This window comes from Paraburkholderia sp. RL17-347-BIC-D (assembly GCF_046027915.1).
Taxonomy (GTDB): Bacteria; Pseudomonadota; Gammaproteobacteria; order Burkholderiales; family Burkholderiaceae; genus Paraburkholderia.
The window spans coordinates 63,520-80,631 of the sequence record NZ_JARESS010000004.1 but is presented as its reverse complement, the minus strand read 5'-3'; the positions used below and the strand labels follow the sequence as shown (position 1 = coordinate 80,631).

Sequence of the window (17,112 nt, the reverse complement as noted above, 5' to 3'; positions counted from 1 at the left end):
GTCGTCCGCAACGCCGCAGCCGTCGCGCCGGTCATGCCGTGGCTTCTTCGTCACTCGACCCGAACTCGCAGGCGCCTTCCGCACCGTATGAAAATCCTCTTCTACATGCCGCATGCCGACGCCGCAGTGTGGCTGCACGACTTCGCCCGCGCCCTGCCGGACGCCGATCTGCGTGAATGGCAGCCTGGCGACAGCGCGCCGGCCGACTTCGCGGTCGTGTGGCGTCCCCCGCGTGAGATGCTGGCCGGCCGCGACGATCTGCGCGCGATCTTCAATCTCGGCGCGGGCGTCGATGCGATCCTCGCGCTCGAACACGAACAGCCCGGCACGTTGCCGTGCAACGCGCAGTTGATCCGTCTCGAAGACACCGGCATGGCGCTGCAAATGGCCGAGTATGTGACGCACGCGGTGCTGCGCTACCTGCGCCGTTTCGACGAGTATCAGACGCTGCAGAACGAGCGCCGCTGGGAAGTGCTCGAACCGCACCCGCGCGACACCTTCACGGTCGGCGTGCTGGGACTCGGCGTGCTCGGCGCGCATGTCGCACAAGCGCTCGCGGCGTTCGGTATGCCGGTGCGCGGCTACAGCCGCAGCCCGCGGCAGATCGACGGCATCACGACGTTCGCCGGCGAAGCCCAATTCGACGCGTTTCTCGACGGCGTGAAAGTGCTGGTCAATCTGCTGCCGCATACTCCGGAGACGAGCGATGTGCTGAACGCGCGCACCTTCGCGAAGCTCGCGCACGGCGCGTATCTGATCAACGTGGCGCGCGGCGGCCATCTGGTCGAACAGGATTTGCTCGACGCGCTCGCGAGCGGGCAGCTCACCGCCGCCACGCTCGACGTGTTCCGCGAGGAACCATTGCCACCGGATCATCTGTTCTGGCAGGAGCCGCGCATCACGATCACGCCGCACGTGTCCGCGCTGACGTTGCGCGAAGAAAGCGTCGCCCAGGTCGCGCGGAAGATCACCGCGCTCGTGCGCGGCGACACGGTCAGCGGCGTGGTGAATATCGAACGTGGATACTGAACCCATCGAATCCCATTGAAGGAGCGCCGCCACGCGCGGCGTCGACATAGGAGACACATCATGGCCCTACCCCAGCAAGTGAAAATCGTCGAAGTCGGTCCGCGTGACGGACTGCAGAACGAAAAAGAGTTCGTCCCTACCGCGACCAAGATCGAGTTGATCAACCGTTTGTCGGCCGCGGGCTTCCGCAACGTCGAGGCCGCTTCGTTCGTGTCGCCGAAATGGGTGCCGCAGATGGCCGACGGCGCCGACGTGATGGCCGGCATCGAACGGCGTCCCGGCACGATCTACTCGGTGCTGACACCGAACCTGCGCGGTTTCGAGGGCGCGCTCGCCGCGCGTGCCGACGAGATCGTGATCTTCGGCGCGGCCAGCGAAGCGTTTTCGCAGAAGAACATCAACTGCAGCATCGCGGAAAGCATCGACCGGTTCGCGCCTGTCGCGCAGGCGGCGAAGGAACACGGCCTGCGGATTCGCGGCAGCGTGTCGTGCGCGTTGGGCTGTCCGTATCAGGGCGAAGTGCCGGTCGCGTCAGTAGTGGATGTGGTCCAGCGTTTCGCGGCGCTCGGCTGCGACGAGATCGATATCGCCGACACGATCGGCGTCGGCACGCCGAAGCGCACGCGCGAAGTGTTCGAGGCGGTCACCCAGGTATTTCCGCGCGAGCGTCTATCCGGCCACTTCCACGACACTTATGGTCAGGCGCTCGCCAACATCTACGCGGCGTTGCAGGAAGGCATCGAGATTTATCACGCGTCGGTGGCGGGCCTCGGCGGCTGTCCGTATGCGAAGGGCGCGACCGGCAACGTTGCGACCGAAGACGTGCTGTATCTGATGAACGGCCTCGGCATCGAGACCGGCATCGACCTCGCGCAAGTCGTGGCGATCGGCGATTTCATCTCGACGTCGATCGGTAAGCCCAATGTCTCGCGCGCCGGTAAAGCGCTGCTCGCCAAAGCGCGCAGCGAAGCGGCCAACTGCGTCTGACGTTGGCTCGACGCGTTGGCTGAACACTCATGCAATCAATCAGGACCTGAAACGATGACGGACCACGCTTCTCTCGAATCCGACGATCTCACCGCGCTGCCCGACTCGGCACGCCGAGTCGCGCTGCTATTGCGCGAACGCGGTCACGCGGGCCGGATCGTGATGCTGCCGGAAACCGGCAAGACCTCCGCCGAAGCCGCGGCAGGCCTCGGCTGCTCGGTCGCGCAGATCGCCAAGTCGATCCTGTTTCGCCGCCGTGAAGACGACGTGCCGGTATTAGTGATCGCGAGCGGCGCGAATCGCGTCGACGAAAAGAAGGTCGCCGCGCAGGTCGGCGACATCGGCCGGGCGGACGCGAAGTTCGTCCGCGAAAAAACCGGCTATGCGATCGGCGGCGTTTGCCCGATCGGTCATGCGACCGAGCCGGTCACGCTGATCGACGCGGATCTGCTCGAACTAGACAGTCTGTGGGCTGCCGCGGGTCATCCGCATGCGGTGTTCAATCTGACGGCGCAGGAACTGATCGCGCTGACGGGCGCGCCGGTGATCGACGTGGCGCTGCGCGAGACGGCGTGACGCGATGACGATGATGACAGCAGGTCCCAATAACGAAGACGACCACGCCGTGCCGTCGCCATGCATCAACGTATGCAGGATGGACGCGTCGACCGGCTGGTGCGAAGGATGCCTGCGCACCATCGACGAAATCGCCGGCTGGTCTTTGTTCGACGACGACGCGAAGCGCGCGGTCTGGGACGCGATCGAGGCGCGCCACGCGGAGTTCGTCGCGAGCCAGCCGAAGGTGCGGCGATGAACGCCGCGCCACGCATCGTCACGGTTGGCGAAACGTTCAGTTCGACGTTGGCGCTATCGGCGGAGTCGGTGAAATCGTTCGCTGCGCTCGTCAACGACTACAACCCGCTGCATCACGATGAAGCGTATGCCGCGCAAAGCCGCTTCGGCGGCCTGATCGCGTCCGGCACGCAACCGACCGCACATTTCATGGCGCTGCTCGCGACGCATTACTCGACCTACGCGCAACCGCTCGGTCTGGAGTTCGATATCAAGCTGAAGAAAGCCGTCCATGCGAACGACACGCTCACGATCACCTGGCGCGTGAAGCATGCTTACTGGAAGCCGAGCCTGAACGGCGATCTGACGCATCTCGAAGGCTCGGTCGTGAATCAGCGTGGCGAGACCATGCTGGTCGGATCGTCGACGATTCTCGTGATGCCGAAACCCGAAGCGTCCGCGAATGCGGACGCTGAGGCTAACGCAGCGCCCAACTCGCCATGATCGCGCTGCCGGAATCGATTCGGGTTTTCGAGCGCGGCTGGCTCTCGTCGAACAACGTGCTGCTGGTGGGCGACGCCTGCGCCGCGCTCGTCGATACCGGCTATGCCACGCACGCGCCGCAAACGCTCGCCTTGGTGCGGCAAGCACTCGGCGCGCGGCCGCTCGATCTGATCGTCAACACGCATCTGCATTCGGATCACTGCGGCGGCAACGCGCTTTTGCAGGCGACGTGGCCGTGCCGCACCGTCATTCCGGCCTCGGAAGCCGGCGCCGTGCAGGATTGGGACGAAGCGCGCCTGACGTTTCGCGCCACCGGCCAGACCTGCGAGCGCTTCACCTTCACCGGGACGATCGCGCCCGGCGCGCAGTTGCGGCTCGGCGCGCTCAACTGGGACGTGCTCGGCGCACCCGGCCACGATCCGCATTCGCTGATGCTGTACTGCGCGAGCGAACGCATCCTGATCAGCGCGGACGCGCTCTGGGAAAACGGTTTCGGCGTGATCTTTCCCGAGCTGGAAGGCGAAAGCGGTTTCGCCGAGGAGCAAGCCGTGCTGGAAGCCATTGCGAGGCTCGACGTGCGCCTCGTGATCCCCGGCCATGGCTCACCCTTCACGAATGTCGAACAGGCGCTTGAACGCGCGTTTTCGCGTGTTGCGTGGCTGCGCGCCGATCCGGCACGCAATGCAAAGAATGCGCTGAAGGTGCTGATCGTGTTCAAGCTGCTCGAAGTCCGTGCGATGGGCTTCGACACGTTACTGCAAATGCTCGACGACGCCAGTGTGATGCGCGCCGCCGCGTCGATGCTCAAGCCGCGCGGCGAGTGGCCCGCGCTGGTGCGAGGGATCGTCGAAGAGCTGGCGGGGAAGAATGGACCGCTGGAAGTGGATGGAGCGCGCATCGTCGCGCGTGCGGCCTGACGCGCCGCCGCTGACACAGGCACGCTAGATACCGTCGCTACAAAAAGAAAGCCGCTCGACCAATACAGGCGAGCGGCGGAAATTCTGTCGGACGTGATCAGCGTCAAGACGCATGATACGCGTGCCTGTTTTTTGACCGCATCGGTGATTTCCCTACAGAAGTTTGACGCCTGCTTTTAAAGCTGCATACACGTCACGTGACGAGGCCCCGCAGTCGCGTATCTTTCGAATCATTAGTCCGCGGATATGAACAATCTGCGCATCCGGTTACTCTGGAATCCGTAGCATTGTGATTGATCGCAACGGCGCGACGCCCGTCAGGTCGACGACAGGCGCTTTTGCGGCACGATCCGCCAGCCGAGATTGACGCCGGCCGCGGCCACCAGAATCAGCACTGCGCCGAGCACCTGAATCCACGCGAGCGTTTGTCCGAACGCAACCCGGTCGACGATGATCGCCACCACCGGATAGATGAACGAGAGCGCGCCCGTCATCGAAGTCGGCAGCTTCTGGATCGCGCCGTACAGCAGCACGTACATGAGGCCGGTATTGACGATGCCGAGCACGATCAGTTCGAGCCATTGCACGCCGGTTGTGGGCAACGCGTCGAAGCGCACGAACGGCGCGAGCATCAGCACGCCGAGCGACACCTGGATCAACGCGATCAGATGCGGCGGCGTGCCCTTGAGCCGCTTCGTAATGATCGACGACACCGCATACATCGCCGCCGCGCCCACCGCGTACGCGACGCCGACCAGATATTGCCCCGGCACCGCCAACACCGCCGGCTCGACCTTCACGACGAACACGAGACCGATGAACGCGACCACCAGCCAGGCCACCGTCGACGCGCCGATGCGCTCGCGGAACACCAACGCGCCCAGCGCCACCAGCATGAACGGCTGTGTGTTGTAGACGGCCGTCGCCATCGAGATCGACGCGCGCGAATACGCGGCGAACAGCAACACCCAGTTGATGACGATCGCCGCGCCGCCGAGCAACGCGAGGCCGAGCATCTTCCACGAGAAGAGCCGGCGCCGGAACAGCCCCAGCACGGCGCACACGAGCGCGAGCGTCGCTCCGCCGAAAATGCAGCGGAAGAACACCACATTGAACGGGCTTTGCTGCGACGACACCACCAGCCAGCCGATGGTGCCGGACATCAGCATCGCCATGGTCATTTCCGCGGCTCCGCGGCGGATTTCATTTGACGCCATGATTCGATCCTCGATTGATCCCTGCATGACGAGCAGTGTAATTAATCCGATCGTCCGAATACATGGCTAAACTTAAGTATTCACGCGATGCAGTCTAATAATCGAAGGCCGTCATGACCAAACGCCTTACTCCTCCAACACCCGCCCTGCTCGACGATACGGACCGGGCGCTCCTCGCCGCGCTCGCGGAAGACGCGCGTCAGCCGGTCAGCGAACTGGCGCGTCAGGTCGGCCTGTCGGCGCCGAGCACGGCGGAGCGCGTGCGCAGGCTCGAAGCGCAAGGCGTGATCGAGCGCTTCACGGTGCAGATCGATCCGCGCGCGCTCGGCTACACGCTGCAGGCCATCGTGCGCGTGAAGCCGTTGCCCGGTCAGTTGCATCTGGTGGAAGAGGTGATCCGGCGGATTCCGGAGTTCGTCGAATGCGACAAGGTGACGGGCGACGATTGCTTCATCTGCCGCCTGTATCTCCATTCGATCGAACAGCTCGACGCAATTCTGTCGAAAGTCACCGAGCGCGCGGAAACCAGCACCGCGATCGTCAAGTCGACGCCGGTCGCGCGCCGCTTGCCGCCGCTCGGTTGAGCTACGCGCGGGCGCGGCTTCGCGTATGAGCAAACCGGAACGGACGGAAAGGCCTACTGTTCGACCGCTTCAAAGAAAGACAGCATTTCGGCGACCAGTTCGTCCGACGCTTCTTCAGGTATGTAGTGGCCGCAAGACAGCGCGCGGCCACTCACGTCACGCGCCACGTGACGCCATTCCGCCAGCGCGTCGAAGCACTTCTCGATCACGCCCTTGTCGCCCCACAGCACGCGCAGCGGACAGCCGATCTTGTGACCGCGCTCGATGTCGGCACGATCGTGTTCCAGGTCGATGCTCGCCGACGCGCGGTAGTCCTCGCACATCGCGTGCACCGCGCCCGGTTGCGCGAGGGCCGAGCGATAGGCGTCGAGCGCGGCGGGCTCGAACGGCGCCAGGCCCGCGTGACGGCTGCCCATCACCGCGTCGACATATGCCGCCGGATTCGCGCCGATCAGCGTTTCGGGCAGCGGCTCGGGCTGGATCAGGAAGAACCAGTGGAAGTAGTGCGTCGCAAAGGTGCGGTCGGTGGCCTCGTACATGGCGAGCGTCGGCGCGATGTCGAGCAGCATCAGACGCTCGACGGCATCGGCATGATCGAGCGCCATGCGATGCGCGACGCGCGCGCCGCGATCGTGCGCGCACACGAGAAAACGTTCGAAGCCGAAATGGCGCATCACGGCGACCTGATCGGCCGCCATCACGCGCTTGGAATACGGCGTGTGCGCGGCGTCGCTCGGCGGCTTGCCCGATGCGCCGTAGCCGCGCAAGTCAGTGGCGATCACCGTGAAATGCTGCGCCAGTTGCGCGGCGCACTTTTGCCAGATCAGATGCGACTGCGGATGACCGTGCAGCAACAGAAGAGGCGGCCCCGCCCCGCCCTTCACTCCGAAAATATCGACATCGCCCACGGCGACGCGAAAGGGCGTGAAATCCTCGAAGGCCATGACGTCTCTCTCGTGATTTTGGAGTCCCTGCATTGTAAAAGCCCAATGTGTCCACGCGAGGTGGGATAGCCCACGCAAACATAGAACCTGAACACTCCTTCCAACTGTTCCAAACGACCCAACCGAACGCGTACGCCGCGCTTCGCCTATAATCGAACGATCGTTCTTAAATTTTCGGATGGCTGCGGCTGGCAAAAGCGCCGCAAGCCATGTGCCGCTAAACTCAGTCATCGCCGGCGCGCAACGACGCACCGGCTCGCTTAAATCAGGAGACTCGCACTATGGCATTGCCCGCCGTCCTGCAAAAACTTGCGCTGCCCGTCGTCGCTTCGCCGATGTTCATCGTCAGTTACCCAGAGCTCGTGTTGGCTCAATGTAAGGCTGGGATCGTCGGCTCGTTCCCCGCGCTGAATGCCCGCCCGGCCGAACTGCTCGATGAATGGCTCACGCAGATTCAGGCGCAGCTCGCCGAGCACAAGGCGGCCAACCCCGAGGCGGTCATCGGGCCGATCGCCGTCAACCAGATCGTCCATCAGTCGAATACGCGGCTCGAACACGACGTGCGCGTGTGCGTCGAACACAAGGTGCCGATTTTCATCACGAGCCTGCGGGCGCCGGCGCGGGAAATCGTAGATGCGGTGCATAGCTACGGCGGCATCGTGCTGCATGACGTGATCAATCTGCGCCATGCGCAAAAGGCGCTGGAAGCAGGCGTCGACGGCCTGATCCTGGTGGCGTCCGGCGCCGGCGGCCATGCCGGCACGACCTCGCCCTTCGCGCTGGTCGGCGAAGTGCGGCGCATGTTCGACGGCCCGATCGTACTGTCGGGCTCGATCGCCAACGGCGGCTCAATTCTCGCGGCGCAGGCCATGGGCGCGGACCTCGCCTATATGGGCACGCGCTTCATCGCGACCAAGGAAGCTCACGCTGTCGACAGCTACAAGCAGGCGATCGTCAACTCCACGGCGTCGGACATCATCTACACGAACCTGTTCACCGGCGTGCATGGCAACTACATCCGCGAAAGTATCCTGAACGCGGGGCTGGACCCGGACGCGCTGCCGGAATCGGACAAGACCAAGATGAACTTCGGCAGCGACAAGGCGAAGGCGTGGAAAGACATCTGGGGCGCAGGCCAAGGCGTCGGCCTGATGGACGACGTGCCGAGCGTGAGCGAGCTGGTGCGGCGTTTGACGAAGGAATATGACGATGCGAAGGCGCGGCTGGGCATCGCGCGCTGAGCATCATGTTGGAGCGCCTCGGGTGAGGTGCCGGCGTTAAGCGGTTTCGTATGCTGCGGCTTGGCTTCACGCCAGGCCGCAGCAGCGATCGCCACGCAGCAGGGCTTACATATTGCGGCGGTACTGCCCGCCCACTTCAAACAACGCGTGCGTGATCTGCCCGAGCGAGCAGACACGCACGACGTCCATCAGCGCCGCGAACACGTTTTCATCGTCGATCACCGCGCGCTTCAGGCGTTCGAGCGCGGCGGGCGCCGCGTCGCGATGCTGCGCCTGGAAAGCGCGCAGACGTTGCAACTGACCTTGCTTTTCATCGTCGGTGGAACGGGCCAGCGCGATCGGCTGCGGCGCCTCGTGCGGATGCGCGCTCAAAAACGTATTCACGCCGACGATCGGATACGAGCCGTCATGCTTGCGATGCTCGTACAGCATCGACTCGTCCTGGATGCGCCCGCGCTGATAGCCGGTTTCCATCGCGCCGAGCACGCCGCCGCGCTCGGTCAGCCGGTCGAATTCGGCGAGCACCGCCGCTTCCACCAAATCGGTCAGTTCCTCGATCACGAAGCTGCCCTGGTTCGGATTCTGATTCTTCGCAAGCCCCCATTCACGGTTGATGATCAACTGGATCGCCACCGCGCGGCGCACCGAATCCTCGGTGGGCGTGGTGATCGCTTCGTCGAAGGCGTTCGTGTGCAGCGAGTTGCAGTTGTCGTAGATCGCAATCAACGCCTGCAACGTGGTGCGGATATCGTTGAAGTCGATCTCCTGCGCGTGCAGGCTGCGGCCCGAAGTCTGCACGTGATACTTGAGCTTCTGGCTGCGTTCGTTCGCGCCGTAGCGCTCGCGCATGGCAACGGCCCAGACGCGTCGCGCGACTCGGCCCAGCACCGTGTACTCCGGGTCCATGCCGTTCGAAAAGAAGAACGACAGATTCGGTGCGAAGTCGTCGATCGACATGCCGCGGGCCAGATAGGCCTCGACATAGGTGAAGCCATTCGCGAGCGTGTAGGCAAGTTGCGAGATCGGGTTCGCGCCGGCTTCGGCTATGTGATAGCCGGAGATCGACACCGAATAGAAATTGCGCACGCCGTGCTCGACGAAGTACGCCTGAATATCGCCCATCACTTTCAGGCTGAATTCGGTCGAGAAGATGCAGGTGTTCTGGCCTTGGTCTTCCTTGAGGATGTCGGCCTGCACGGTGCCGCGCACGTTTTCCAGCGCCGTGCGGCGCGTCGCGGCGAGTTCGTCGTCCGTGAGCGGGCGGCCTTGCTGCTGCGTCATGCGCGCAATCTGCTGATCGATCGCGACGTTAAAGAACATTGCGAGGATGGTCGGCGCGGGTCCGTTGATCGTCATCGAGACCGAGGTTTCCGGCGCGCAGAGGTCGAAGCCGTCGTAAAGCGTCTTCATGTCGTCGAGCGTCGCTACCGAGACGCCCGAATTGCCCACCTTGCCGTAGATGTCGGGGCGCTCGTCCGGTTCTTCGCCGTAGAGCGTGACCGAGTCGAAGGCGGTCGACAGACGTTTGGCCGGCATGCCTTCTGAGAGCAGCTTGAAGCGGCGGTTGGTGCGTTGCGGATCGCCTTCGCCGGCGAACATCCGCGTCGGGTCTTCGTTTTCGCGGCGGAATGGGAACACGCCCGCTGTGAAGGGAAAGTAGCCGGGCAGATTGTCGAGCATCAGCCAGCGCAGAATCTCGCCTTGGTCGACGAACTTCGGCAGGGAGACTTTGCGGACCTCGGAGCCCGACAGCGTGGTGACGGTGAGCGCGGTGTGGATCTCGCGGTCGCGGATTCGGACGATGTGTTCGGCGCCTGAGTAGGCAGCGACGGTTTGCGGCCAGGCGTCCAGCAGGGCGCGCTCGCGTTCGCCGAGAGAGGTGGTGCGTTGGGTGATGAGAGCGTCGAGTTGCTGAAGCGACGGATTGGCGCCAACGCCTTCTGTGTTTGCCGCTGAAGCTGCAATTGAGTTCGCCGACGTGTTTGCGCCGGCGTCCGGGTTCGCAACCGCCCTCGCAGCCGCATCCACCTCGCCCATCATCCGACGCGCCTCGACAAGTTGCCAGCGCTCACGCGCCACGCGCGCTTGCGCGTCGGCTCGCTCGCGATAAGCGTGAACTGTCTGCGCGATATCCGCCAGATAGCGCACTCGCGCCGGCGGCACGATGGCGTTGCGGTCGCTCGAAAAGCGCAGACCTTCGGGCGCGGCCAGCCGGTCGCCGCCAGCGCGCAAGCCGTGCTTGCGCAGCGCCTCGGCAACGTGCCGGTAGAGCGCGGTCACGCCGTCGTCGTTAAAGCGCGAGGCGATCGTGCCGAACACCGGCATCGCTTCCGGCGCCTTCGCGAAGTCGCCGCGATTGCGCTGCACCTGCTTGGCAACGTCGCGCAACGCGTCCGGCGCACCCTTGCGATCGAACTTGTTGATCGCGACGAAGCCGGCGAAGTCGAGCATGTCGATCTTCTCCAACTGGCTCGCTGCGCCGAACTCCGGCGTCATCACATACAGCGATTCGTCGACGAACGGCACGATCGCCGCATTGCCTTGGCCGATGCCGGATGTTTCGACGACGATCAGATCGAAGCCCGCCGCCTTACACAGCATCAGCGCGTCGGGCAGCGAGTCGGAGATTTCGCTCGATGCCTCGCGCGTCGCCATCGAACGCATATACACGCGCGCGCCGCCGCCCCAGTCGCCGATGGCGTTCATGCGGATGCGGTCGCCCAGCAGCGCGCCGCCGGACTTGCGGCGCGATGGGTCAATGGCGAGCACGGCGATGGTGAGAGCGTCGCCGTAGTCGAGGCGAAAGCGCCGGATCAGTTCGTCGGTGAGCGAGGATTTGCCGGCGCCGCCGGTTCCGGTGATGCCAAGGATGGGGGTTGTGGTTGCTTTGGCCTGCGCGGACAGTTTTTCGCGGGCGGATGCGTCGATAGCGCCTGCTTCGAATGCGCTGATGAGTTGCGCGAGGCGGCGGAAGGTGAGGGATGCTGGGTCGGCCGCGTTAGCCGTGTCGGCAATGCTGGGCGCGTTGGCGACATCGGCGGCGCTGACGCGCGCGCCTTCGGCGCAGCGCGCGATCATATCGTCGATCATGCCTTGCAGACCAAGCCGCTGCCCGTCCTGCGGCGAATAGATCTTCTCGACGCCGTAACGCTCGAGTTCTGCAATTTCCTCAGGGACGATCACCCCACCGCCTCCACCGAACACCTTGATGCGCTCGCCGCCACGCGTCCGCAGCAAGTCGACCAGATAGCGGAAGTATTCGTTATGGCCGCCCTGGTAGCTGGACACCGCGACGCCATCGGCGTCCTCGTGCAGCGCGGCGGTGGCGACTTCATCGACGGAGCGGTTGTGGCCGAGGTGGATCACCTCGACGCCGCTCGCCTGCAGAATGCGCCGCATGATGTTGATCGACGCATCGTGGCCATCGAACAAAGCGGCCGCCGTGACAAAGCGCAGGCGCCGGCCCGCGGGCAGCTTGTGGCTGCCCGCGCGCTGCGGCGTGGACAGATCGGTCATGTCTCCCCCAGATCGTTCGCGTATGGGTGTTGCCAACCAGTATAGCGAAACGGGTCGAGACGCCTCGGTGGCGTGGGCGGCCTAGCGCACCGCCAACGCCTTGATCTGTTCGAGCGACGGCCACAGCGACTCGTTCGCGAACCGCTCGGCGAGAAAGTCGACGAACGAGCGCACCTTGGCCGACAGATGCCGGCGGCTCGCATAGACCACGTGAATCGGCAGTTCGCGCGGCGGCACGTCGTCCACCAGCAGCGGCACGAGACGCCCCGCGGCCAGATCGTCGCCGATCACTTCGGTGCCGAGCATCGCGATGCCCGCGCCTTGCAGCACGATCACGCGCTGCGCTTCCAGATGATTGACGATCAGATTGCCCGTCAGACGCACGCGCGGCGAGGCATCGCCGGTTGCGGGCGCGATTTCGAGCGCCGACACGCCCGCGTATTGCAGATAGTTGTGGCGCGCCAGATCGGCGACTGTCTTCGGCGTGCCGTGCCGCTTCAAATACGCCGGCGACGCGCACAGCACGAGGTGCGCGGTCGCGATCTGCCGCGCAATCAATGAAGAAGACTTCAGCCCGCTCGGTGAAGCGCGGATCGCGACATCGAAACCCTCGTCGATCAGTTCGACCACGCGGTCCGACAAGGTCATATCGACGATGACCTGCGGATATTGCGCGGCGTAGTCGGCCACCGCGGCCATCACGTGGCTCAGGCCGAACGCCGACAGCGACGACACCCGCAAGCGTCCCTGCGGCACGACGCTCGCCGCGCCGACCACCTGCTCGGCCTCCTCGAGTTCGGTGAGCACCTGGCTCAGACGCTCGTAGTACTCGCGGCCCGCTTCGGTCGGCGCGACCCGCCGCGTGGTGCGGTTCAACAGACGCGCGCCGAGTTGCTGTTCGAGGTGCATCACGTGCTTGCTCGCCATGGCCGCCGACATCTCCATCCGTTCGGCCGCGCCGACAAAGCTGCCGACTTCGACCACGTGGCGGAACACTTTCATGCTGACGAGGGTATCCATCTCAATCGCTCGCTTCAGGAATCAATCGACGTCATTTTGCCGGGTTTATCAAAGACTGGTCGGCAAAACGCTTCCCAACGAATGAATACAGCGGCGCAAAAGCAAAAAAACCCGCCTTCCGAAGAAAGCGGGCTTGGAAATCAAGCTGATGCGGCCAGTGCGCGAAGCCTGCGAGCAGGCGTCGCGCGGCGCGGCCGGGACGCTTAGAACTTGGCGCGCAGGCCGACGCCGTAGGTGTTGCCGCTCGACATGCTGGAGATGTGGTCGTACATGTAGGCCGCGTAGATGTCCGTGCGCTTGGACAGCGGATAGTCGTAGCCGACCGAAGCCGTCTGACGGGTTTGGTCGAACCCGCCGCCGTCGCGCGAGTAGGCGTACGACGCCATCACCGAGCCCGGGCCGAACGGCACCGTCGCGCCGCCTTGCGCCGTGTTCACGTGCCAACTCGTGACCTGCTGGTCGTTGTACGTGTACATGTACTGGCCGAAGAACTTCACGAACTTCAGGTCGTACGACACGCCGAGTTGCGCGACGCTCTGGCTCTTCAGGCCGGGCACGCCCGACGTGCTGAAGCTGCCGAGGTCGCTCGGCACGTTGTTGAAGTTCACGTACTGATACACCGCCGTGGCCGCGAACGGGCCGTGGAAGTACAGCACCTGGCCGCTCCACTTCTTCGCGCCGTTCTCGGTCGTGTTGCCGAGCGCGTACATGGCCGTCGCCGACAGACCGTTGAAGTTCGGCGACGAGTACGACACCGCGTTGCTCCAACCGGAGTCGCCCGTCACACCCTGATCCGTCGAGTAGGTCGGGAACGTGCCGAGGCCGAGGTACGTGTGCCAGACCATCGGCGAGAACTGGTACGAGTCGACGAACGGGTTGAACAGAATCGTCGACACGAACAGCGGCGTCGTCAGACGGCCTGCCGTCACCGTGCCGTAGGGCGATTCGATACCGACGTACGCGTTACGCGAAAACATCGTGTCGCCCGTGAAGCGGCCGTACTGGCCGTTTTGCGCCAGGAAGAACCCTTCCAGCGCGAAGATAGCCCTGTAGCCGTTGCCCAGATCCTCCGCCCCTTTCAAGCCCCAGTACGAAGTCGACATGCCGCCGCCCGCGACCTGCACCGAAGTCTTGCCGCCCGGGAATTTCTGCGCACCGACCCATTCGTCGACCTGACCGTAGAGTTGCACGCTCGATTGCGCAAAAGCAGACGATGCACTGGCCAGCAGAGCGGCACACGCGGTTGCCTTGAGGGTGGTCTTCAGCGCACTGCTGATGCTTGTTTTCATGGGTTCTCCTGTCTTTGTCAAAAAGGGTGTGGCTGTGCGAAAGGGGGAGCTCGCGCGAATCATTGTTGTTGTCCGTTCGATCATCGAGCCAATCTGGGCGGGACCATCTTTGCGGACCATTTTTATAAACAAAAATATCGTGGGTTATTGCGGGTATATCGGTCTGATTAGTTTTGTCGCTTATCGGCCTGATAAACCCTTGGCCGACAGCGGGCTCGCCGTGCCGCCGCAAATTTTGCGGCACCGCGCAAAGCGTTACTCACATTGCGGCCGACGGGTTGATAACGCCTTAAATGACACGCGGATGACGCACCGCCGCAGAAACGACCAAATTTGACGATGGGAGAGGGTCTGCTGCCGAGTGTTTTCAAAAAAGTGTGGCGTCGAAACGTCACATTGATAGCGGGCTTTGGGACGACGTTATGGCGGAAGGCCGCTGTCAAGCGGTTTGAAAGGCAGGAGCAGCGATCGAGCGAAACGGAGCGTTGAGAATTTGGGAGGACGAAATGGCAGAGATGCCGCGGACCCGGTTCGGGATGATGCAGGCGTGAAGGCGGAGTCAGATACCCGAATGGCCGGCACTCGAACAATGTCGAAGCGGCACGGGGAAGTCAGCGAAGGGAGACAGAAGTAGATGTGTACGTGCGCTGTCTGGACACAGACTAAACGGCAAACATTGGTTGCTCACGCAACGAACGCAACGCATAGTCCACGAAGCACGAACGCCTAGTTCCGGTAAGGCGAGCCTTCCGGCTGACGCGGATCATCGGACTGACGCTGTATGCCGCGCGACGAACCGCGCTCCTCGTTGTAGCGGGCGACGTCGGCGCGAATCGAGCCGGCGCGAACCGGCGCATTGGCCGGTGGCCGAGGCACCGTGCGCGACTCGGCACTGACCGGCGTAATAGCGCCGGCGTACTGCATGCCGCCGCGGCCGTCGCCGGCGTATCCAGCCGGTCCGGTGACACGTCGCATGCCCGGCTTGTAGACGTCATAGCCGTCGGCGTAACTTCCGCCTGCGAAATTCGCTCCGCCACGCGCCGGGCGCGCGCTGCGATCGACCATCGTATTGCGGGCCGGTGCTGCTGCTGCGCTGTAGGAGCGGTCACCGTTATGCATTTCGCCACGCACAGCGTGATTCGCTCCGGCATGCGAATAGCCGCCACCACCGCCGTGCGGCATGCCTGGCGCTTTCGCATAGGCGAACGAGCACAGCGCAGCGATGACCGCGCCTAACGCCCAGTGCCTCGTTCTCGACAACCCGTCCACCCAGTGACTCACATGCCCGAAGACTTGCCTGAAGACCACCGTTCGAGCTGCGGTGGACTTGTTTTGGGACTGGCACGAGCGCTGCGACGATATCGCGGCGCGGGGCATCCCGATGGCCTTTGAACCGTAATTTATGGGTGCCGGCAAAGGGTGTCGAGCCAAAAAGTGTTAGGCCTCGGACGCGGATGTAACACCTTGTTACTGCGACGTTTTTCTACGACAGAGTCCTTGCGCGAAAACCCTGAAACCGCTTGCTTTCAAGGACTTGGAGAGACAACTTACGAGCTCTTGCGTATGACGAATCGCAGCCGCATTTTCACCTCAAATGTCAAAACTGCATGGACCAAACAGATCACGTCGCCAATACTGAAAACTTGGGTCGCCGCGCCGTCCAAATTTTCCGGGACGCGTCTTTCGATGCGCAGCCCTCATTAATCGATTCGGTAAATGAATTTGCATATTTAATCAAAAATCATCAACAATAGCTCTTTCCCATAGGCTGGGACGGCGCCTTCAGGCGCGCGTCCCGCGCGCTTTTCCGCATTACCGAATCGAGATTCCGACATGGCTCGCCCGAAACTGCTTCCCGACAACTTCACCTTATGCCTCGTCAGCACCGTGATCCTTGCCAGCTTGCTGCCGGTTCATGGGCAGGCCGCTGCCGGATTCAACTGGGTGACCAACGTGGCGGTCGGCCTGCTGTTTTTCCTGCACGGCGCCAAGCTCTCACGCGAAGCGATCATTGCGGGCGCGACGCATTGGCGCCTGCATCTGGTGGTGCTTCTCAGCACGTTCGCGCTCTTTCCGCTGCTCGGCCTCGCGCTTAAACCGCTCCTTTCGCCACTTGTCACGCCGGCGCTCTATGCGGGGGTCCTCTTCCTCTGCACGCTGCCGTCTACGGTTCAGTCGTCGATCGCGTTTACGTCCATCGCCAAAGGCAACGTGCCGGCTGCGGTGTGCAGCGCGTCCGCCTCGAGCCTGCTCGGCATCTTCATCACGCCCGCGCTCGTCAGCTTCGTCGTCACCAATCAGGCGGCTGGCGGCGGCGCTTCGCCGTGGCATACGGTGGGCAACATCGTGCTGCAACTGCTGGTGCCGTTCGTGGCCGGGCAGTTGCTGCGGCCGTTGATCGGCAAGTGGATCGAGCGCAATCGCGGCGTGCTCAAGTTCGTCGACCAAGGCTCGATCCTGCTGGTGGTGTACGGCGCGTTCAGCGAGGCCGTCAATGAAGGGCTGTGGCACCAGATTCCGCTCTCCGCGCTCGGCGGCCTGCTGCTGCTGTGCGTCGTGCTGCTCGCCCTGGCCCTGGCCGTGACGATGTTCGTCAGCAAGCGGCTCGGCTTTAGCCGTGCGGATCAAATCACCATCATCTTCTGCGGTTCGAAGAAGAGCCTTGCCGCCGGCGTGCCGATGGCCAAGGTGATTTTCGCCTCGCATGCGGTGGGCGCCGTAGTCTTGCCGCTGATGCTGTTCCACCAGATCCAGCTGATGGTGTGCGCCGCGCTCGCGCAGCGCTGGGGCGCGCGCGACATCAGTGGCGAGACTCACGCCGCCTCGCGCGAGCGGACCGCCGCCGCCGTCGCGCGCCGGTGAATACGCGCGCAATGCAAACAGGACATTCATAAGCGCCCTCCCTGAGCGTCATTTGAAGAAAGCCGCCTCGCGCGGCTTTTTTGTTATTTCACGCGCAAACGCCGCCGCTGTCGCCTCGGCCGGATGGCATAGGCCAATTCCTGGCAAAGCGGATCCCGCCTTCAGAATGACTCGATCGAACACAAGCGAGCGCACCATCCCAGTGCAACG

16 protein-coding genes are annotated in these 17,112 nt (G+C 63.6%); 10 read left to right on the top strand and 6 right to left on the bottom strand.

Annotated features, from left to right (window positions below):
* Positions 1-87 precede the first annotated feature (87 nt).
* From P0D96_RS07650 to P0D96_RS07625, 6 genes are read left to right on the top strand one after another with little or no spacing between them, the layout of a single operon-like run.
* Positions 88-1,029 (top strand): 2-hydroxyacid dehydrogenase, encoded by a 942-nt coding sequence (locus P0D96_RS07650; RefSeq protein ID WP_408180455.1) that lies wholly within the window; start codon positions 88-90, stop codon positions 1,027-1,029.
* A gap of 60 nt (positions 1,030-1,089) precedes the next feature.
* Positions 1,090-2,016 (top strand): hydroxymethylglutaryl-CoA lyase, encoded by a 927-nt coding sequence (locus P0D96_RS07645; RefSeq protein ID WP_408180454.1) that lies wholly within the window; start codon positions 1,090-1,092, stop codon positions 2,014-2,016.
* 54 nt (positions 2,017-2,070) lie between these two features.
* Positions 2,071-2,592, top strand: coding sequence for a YbaK/EbsC family protein (locus P0D96_RS07640; protein WP_132376276.1), 522 nt, complete (start codon positions 2,071-2,073; stop codon positions 2,590-2,592).
* A 13-nt stretch (positions 2,593-2,605) separates the two neighbouring features.
* A complete protein-coding gene (locus tag P0D96_RS07635) occupies positions 2,606-2,830 on the top strand; it encodes a DUF1289 domain-containing protein (protein ID WP_408180465.1) in 225 nt (74 codons plus the stop codon).
* Entirely contained in the window at positions 2,827-3,312 is a 486-nt protein-coding gene (locus P0D96_RS07630) for a MaoC family dehydratase (RefSeq protein ID WP_132376277.1), read from the top strand. Before P0D96_RS07635 ends, P0D96_RS07630 begins: the two co-directional genes overlap by 4 nt.
* Positions 3,309-4,229 (top strand): MBL fold metallo-hydrolase, encoded by a 921-nt coding sequence (locus P0D96_RS07625; RefSeq protein WP_408289679.1) that lies wholly within the window; start codon positions 3,309-3,311, stop codon positions 4,227-4,229. The genes P0D96_RS07630 and P0D96_RS07625 overlap by 4 nt, the downstream gene beginning before the upstream one ends.
* Before the next feature lie 317 nt (positions 4,230-4,546).
* On the opposite strand, the gene P0D96_RS07620 is transcribed toward P0D96_RS07625, so the two are convergent.
* Positions 4,547-5,446 carry a DMT family transporter gene (locus tag P0D96_RS07620; protein ID WP_408312773.1) on the bottom strand — a complete coding sequence of 300 codons (900 nt, stop codon included), beginning with the start codon at positions 5,444-5,446 and terminating at the stop codon, positions 4,547-4,549.
* 113 nt (positions 5,447-5,559) lie between these two features.
* Between P0D96_RS07620 and P0D96_RS07615 the strand changes: the two genes are divergently transcribed.
* The gene (locus P0D96_RS07615) at positions 5,560-6,030 is read left to right on the top strand and encodes an Lrp/AsnC family transcriptional regulator (protein WP_408289683.1); all 471 of its coding nucleotides are present in this window, start codon (positions 5,560-5,562) and stop codon (positions 6,028-6,030) included.
* Between the two features lie 53 nt (positions 6,031-6,083).
* Here the strand turns inward: P0D96_RS07615 and P0D96_RS07610 are convergent, their stop codons facing one another.
* Positions 6,084-6,974 (bottom strand): alpha/beta fold hydrolase, encoded by an 891-nt coding sequence (locus tag P0D96_RS07610; protein ID WP_408312770.1) that lies wholly within the window; start codon positions 6,972-6,974, stop codon positions 6,084-6,086.
* A 281-nt stretch (positions 6,975-7,255) separates the two neighbouring features.
* On the opposite strand from P0D96_RS07610, the gene P0D96_RS07605 reads away from it, so the two are divergent.
* Positions 7,256-8,215, top strand: coding sequence for an NAD(P)H-dependent flavin oxidoreductase (locus P0D96_RS07605; RefSeq protein ID WP_132376282.1), 960 nt, complete (start codon positions 7,256-7,258; stop codon positions 8,213-8,215).
* Positions 8,216-8,320: 105 nt separating this feature from the next.
* Here P0D96_RS07605 and P0D96_RS07600 read toward each other — a convergent pair whose 3' ends face one another.
* The 3 genes from P0D96_RS07600 to P0D96_RS07590 form a co-directional block, all read right to left on the bottom strand.
* Complete coding sequence (locus P0D96_RS07600; RefSeq protein WP_408312767.1) at positions 8,321-11,731, bottom strand: methylmalonyl-CoA mutase family protein; 3,411 nt, start codon at positions 11,729-11,731, stop codon at positions 8,321-8,323.
* A gap of 81 nt (positions 11,732-11,812) precedes the next feature.
* Positions 11,813-12,751, bottom strand: a complete 939-nt coding sequence (locus P0D96_RS07595; protein WP_132376284.1) for a LysR family transcriptional regulator — start codon at positions 12,749-12,751, stop codon at positions 11,813-11,815.
* A 203-nt stretch (positions 12,752-12,954) separates the two neighbouring features.
* Positions 12,955-14,040 (bottom strand): porin, encoded by a 1,086-nt coding sequence (locus P0D96_RS07590; RefSeq protein WP_408180447.1) that lies wholly within the window; start codon positions 14,038-14,040, stop codon positions 12,955-12,957.
* On the opposite strand from P0D96_RS07590, the gene P0D96_RS07585 reads away from it, so the two are divergent.
* Complete coding sequence (locus tag P0D96_RS07585; RefSeq protein WP_408289696.1) at positions 14,039-14,377, top strand: hypothetical protein; 339 nt, start codon at positions 14,039-14,041, stop codon at positions 14,375-14,377. The two genes, P0D96_RS07590 and P0D96_RS07585, sit on opposite strands and share 2 nt — an antisense overlap.
* A 389-nt stretch (positions 14,378-14,766) precedes the next feature.
* Here the strand turns inward: P0D96_RS07585 and P0D96_RS07580 are convergent, their stop codons facing one another.
* The gene (locus P0D96_RS07580) at positions 14,767-15,309 is read right to left on the bottom strand and encodes a hypothetical protein (protein WP_408313008.1); all 543 of its coding nucleotides are present in this window, start codon (positions 15,307-15,309) and stop codon (positions 14,767-14,769) included.
* A gap of 564 nt (positions 15,310-15,873) precedes the next feature.
* On the opposite strand from P0D96_RS07580, the gene P0D96_RS07575 reads away from it, so the two are divergent.
* Positions 15,874-16,902 (top strand): bile acid:sodium symporter family protein, encoded by a 1,029-nt coding sequence (locus tag P0D96_RS07575; RefSeq protein WP_408180445.1) that lies wholly within the window; start codon positions 15,874-15,876, stop codon positions 16,900-16,902.
* The last annotated feature ends 210 nt before the right edge of the window (positions 16,903-17,112 follow it).

Excerpts from the sequence above, each read along its gene's own strand:
- P0D96_RS07650 (WP_408180455.1), top strand. The coding sequence starts at position 88 with ATGAAAATCCTCTTCTACATGCCGCATGCCGACGCCGCAGTGTGGCTG.
- P0D96_RS07645 (WP_408180454.1), top strand. The coding sequence starts at position 1,090 with ATGGCCCTACCCCAGCAAGTGAAAATCGTCGAAGTCGGTCCGCGTGAC.
- P0D96_RS07640 (WP_132376276.1), top strand. The coding sequence starts at position 2,071 with ATGACGGACCACGCTTCTCTCGAATCCGACGATCTCACCGCGCTGCCC.
- P0D96_RS07635 (WP_408180465.1), top strand. The coding sequence starts at position 2,606 with ATGACAGCAGGTCCCAATAACGAAGACGACCACGCCGTGCCGTCGCCA.
- P0D96_RS07630 (WP_132376277.1), top strand. The coding sequence starts at position 2,827 with ATGAACGCCGCGCCACGCATCGTCACGGTTGGCGAAACGTTCAGTTCG.
- P0D96_RS07625 (WP_408289679.1), top strand. The coding sequence starts at position 3,309 with ATGATCGCGCTGCCGGAATCGATTCGGGTTTTCGAGCGCGGCTGGCTC.
- P0D96_RS07620 (WP_408312773.1), bottom strand. The coding sequence starts at position 5,446 with ATGGCGTCAAATGAAATCCGCCGCGGAGCCGCGGAAATGACCATGGCG.
- P0D96_RS07615 (WP_408289683.1), top strand. The coding sequence starts at position 5,560 with ATGACCAAACGCCTTACTCCTCCAACACCCGCCCTGCTCGACGATACG.
- P0D96_RS07610 (WP_408312770.1), bottom strand. The coding sequence starts at position 6,974 with ATGGCCTTCGAGGATTTCACGCCCTTTCGCGTCGCCGTGGGCGATGTC.
- P0D96_RS07605 (WP_132376282.1), top strand. The coding sequence starts at position 7,256 with ATGGCATTGCCCGCCGTCCTGCAAAAACTTGCGCTGCCCGTCGTCGCT.
- P0D96_RS07600 (WP_408312767.1), bottom strand. The coding sequence starts at position 11,731 with ATGACCGATCTGTCCACGCCGCAGCGCGCGGGCAGCCACAAGCTGCCC.
- P0D96_RS07595 (WP_132376284.1), bottom strand. The coding sequence starts at position 12,751 with ATGGATACCCTCGTCAGCATGAAAGTGTTCCGCCACGTGGTCGAAGTC.
- P0D96_RS07585 (WP_408289696.1), top strand. The coding sequence starts at position 14,039 with ATGGGTTCTCCTGTCTTTGTCAAAAAGGGTGTGGCTGTGCGAAAGGGG.
- P0D96_RS07590 (WP_408180447.1), bottom strand. The coding sequence starts at position 14,040 with ATGAAAACAAGCATCAGCAGTGCGCTGAAGACCACCCTCAAGGCAACC.
- P0D96_RS07575 (WP_408180445.1), top strand. The coding sequence starts at position 15,874 with ATGGCTCGCCCGAAACTGCTTCCCGACAACTTCACCTTATGCCTCGTC.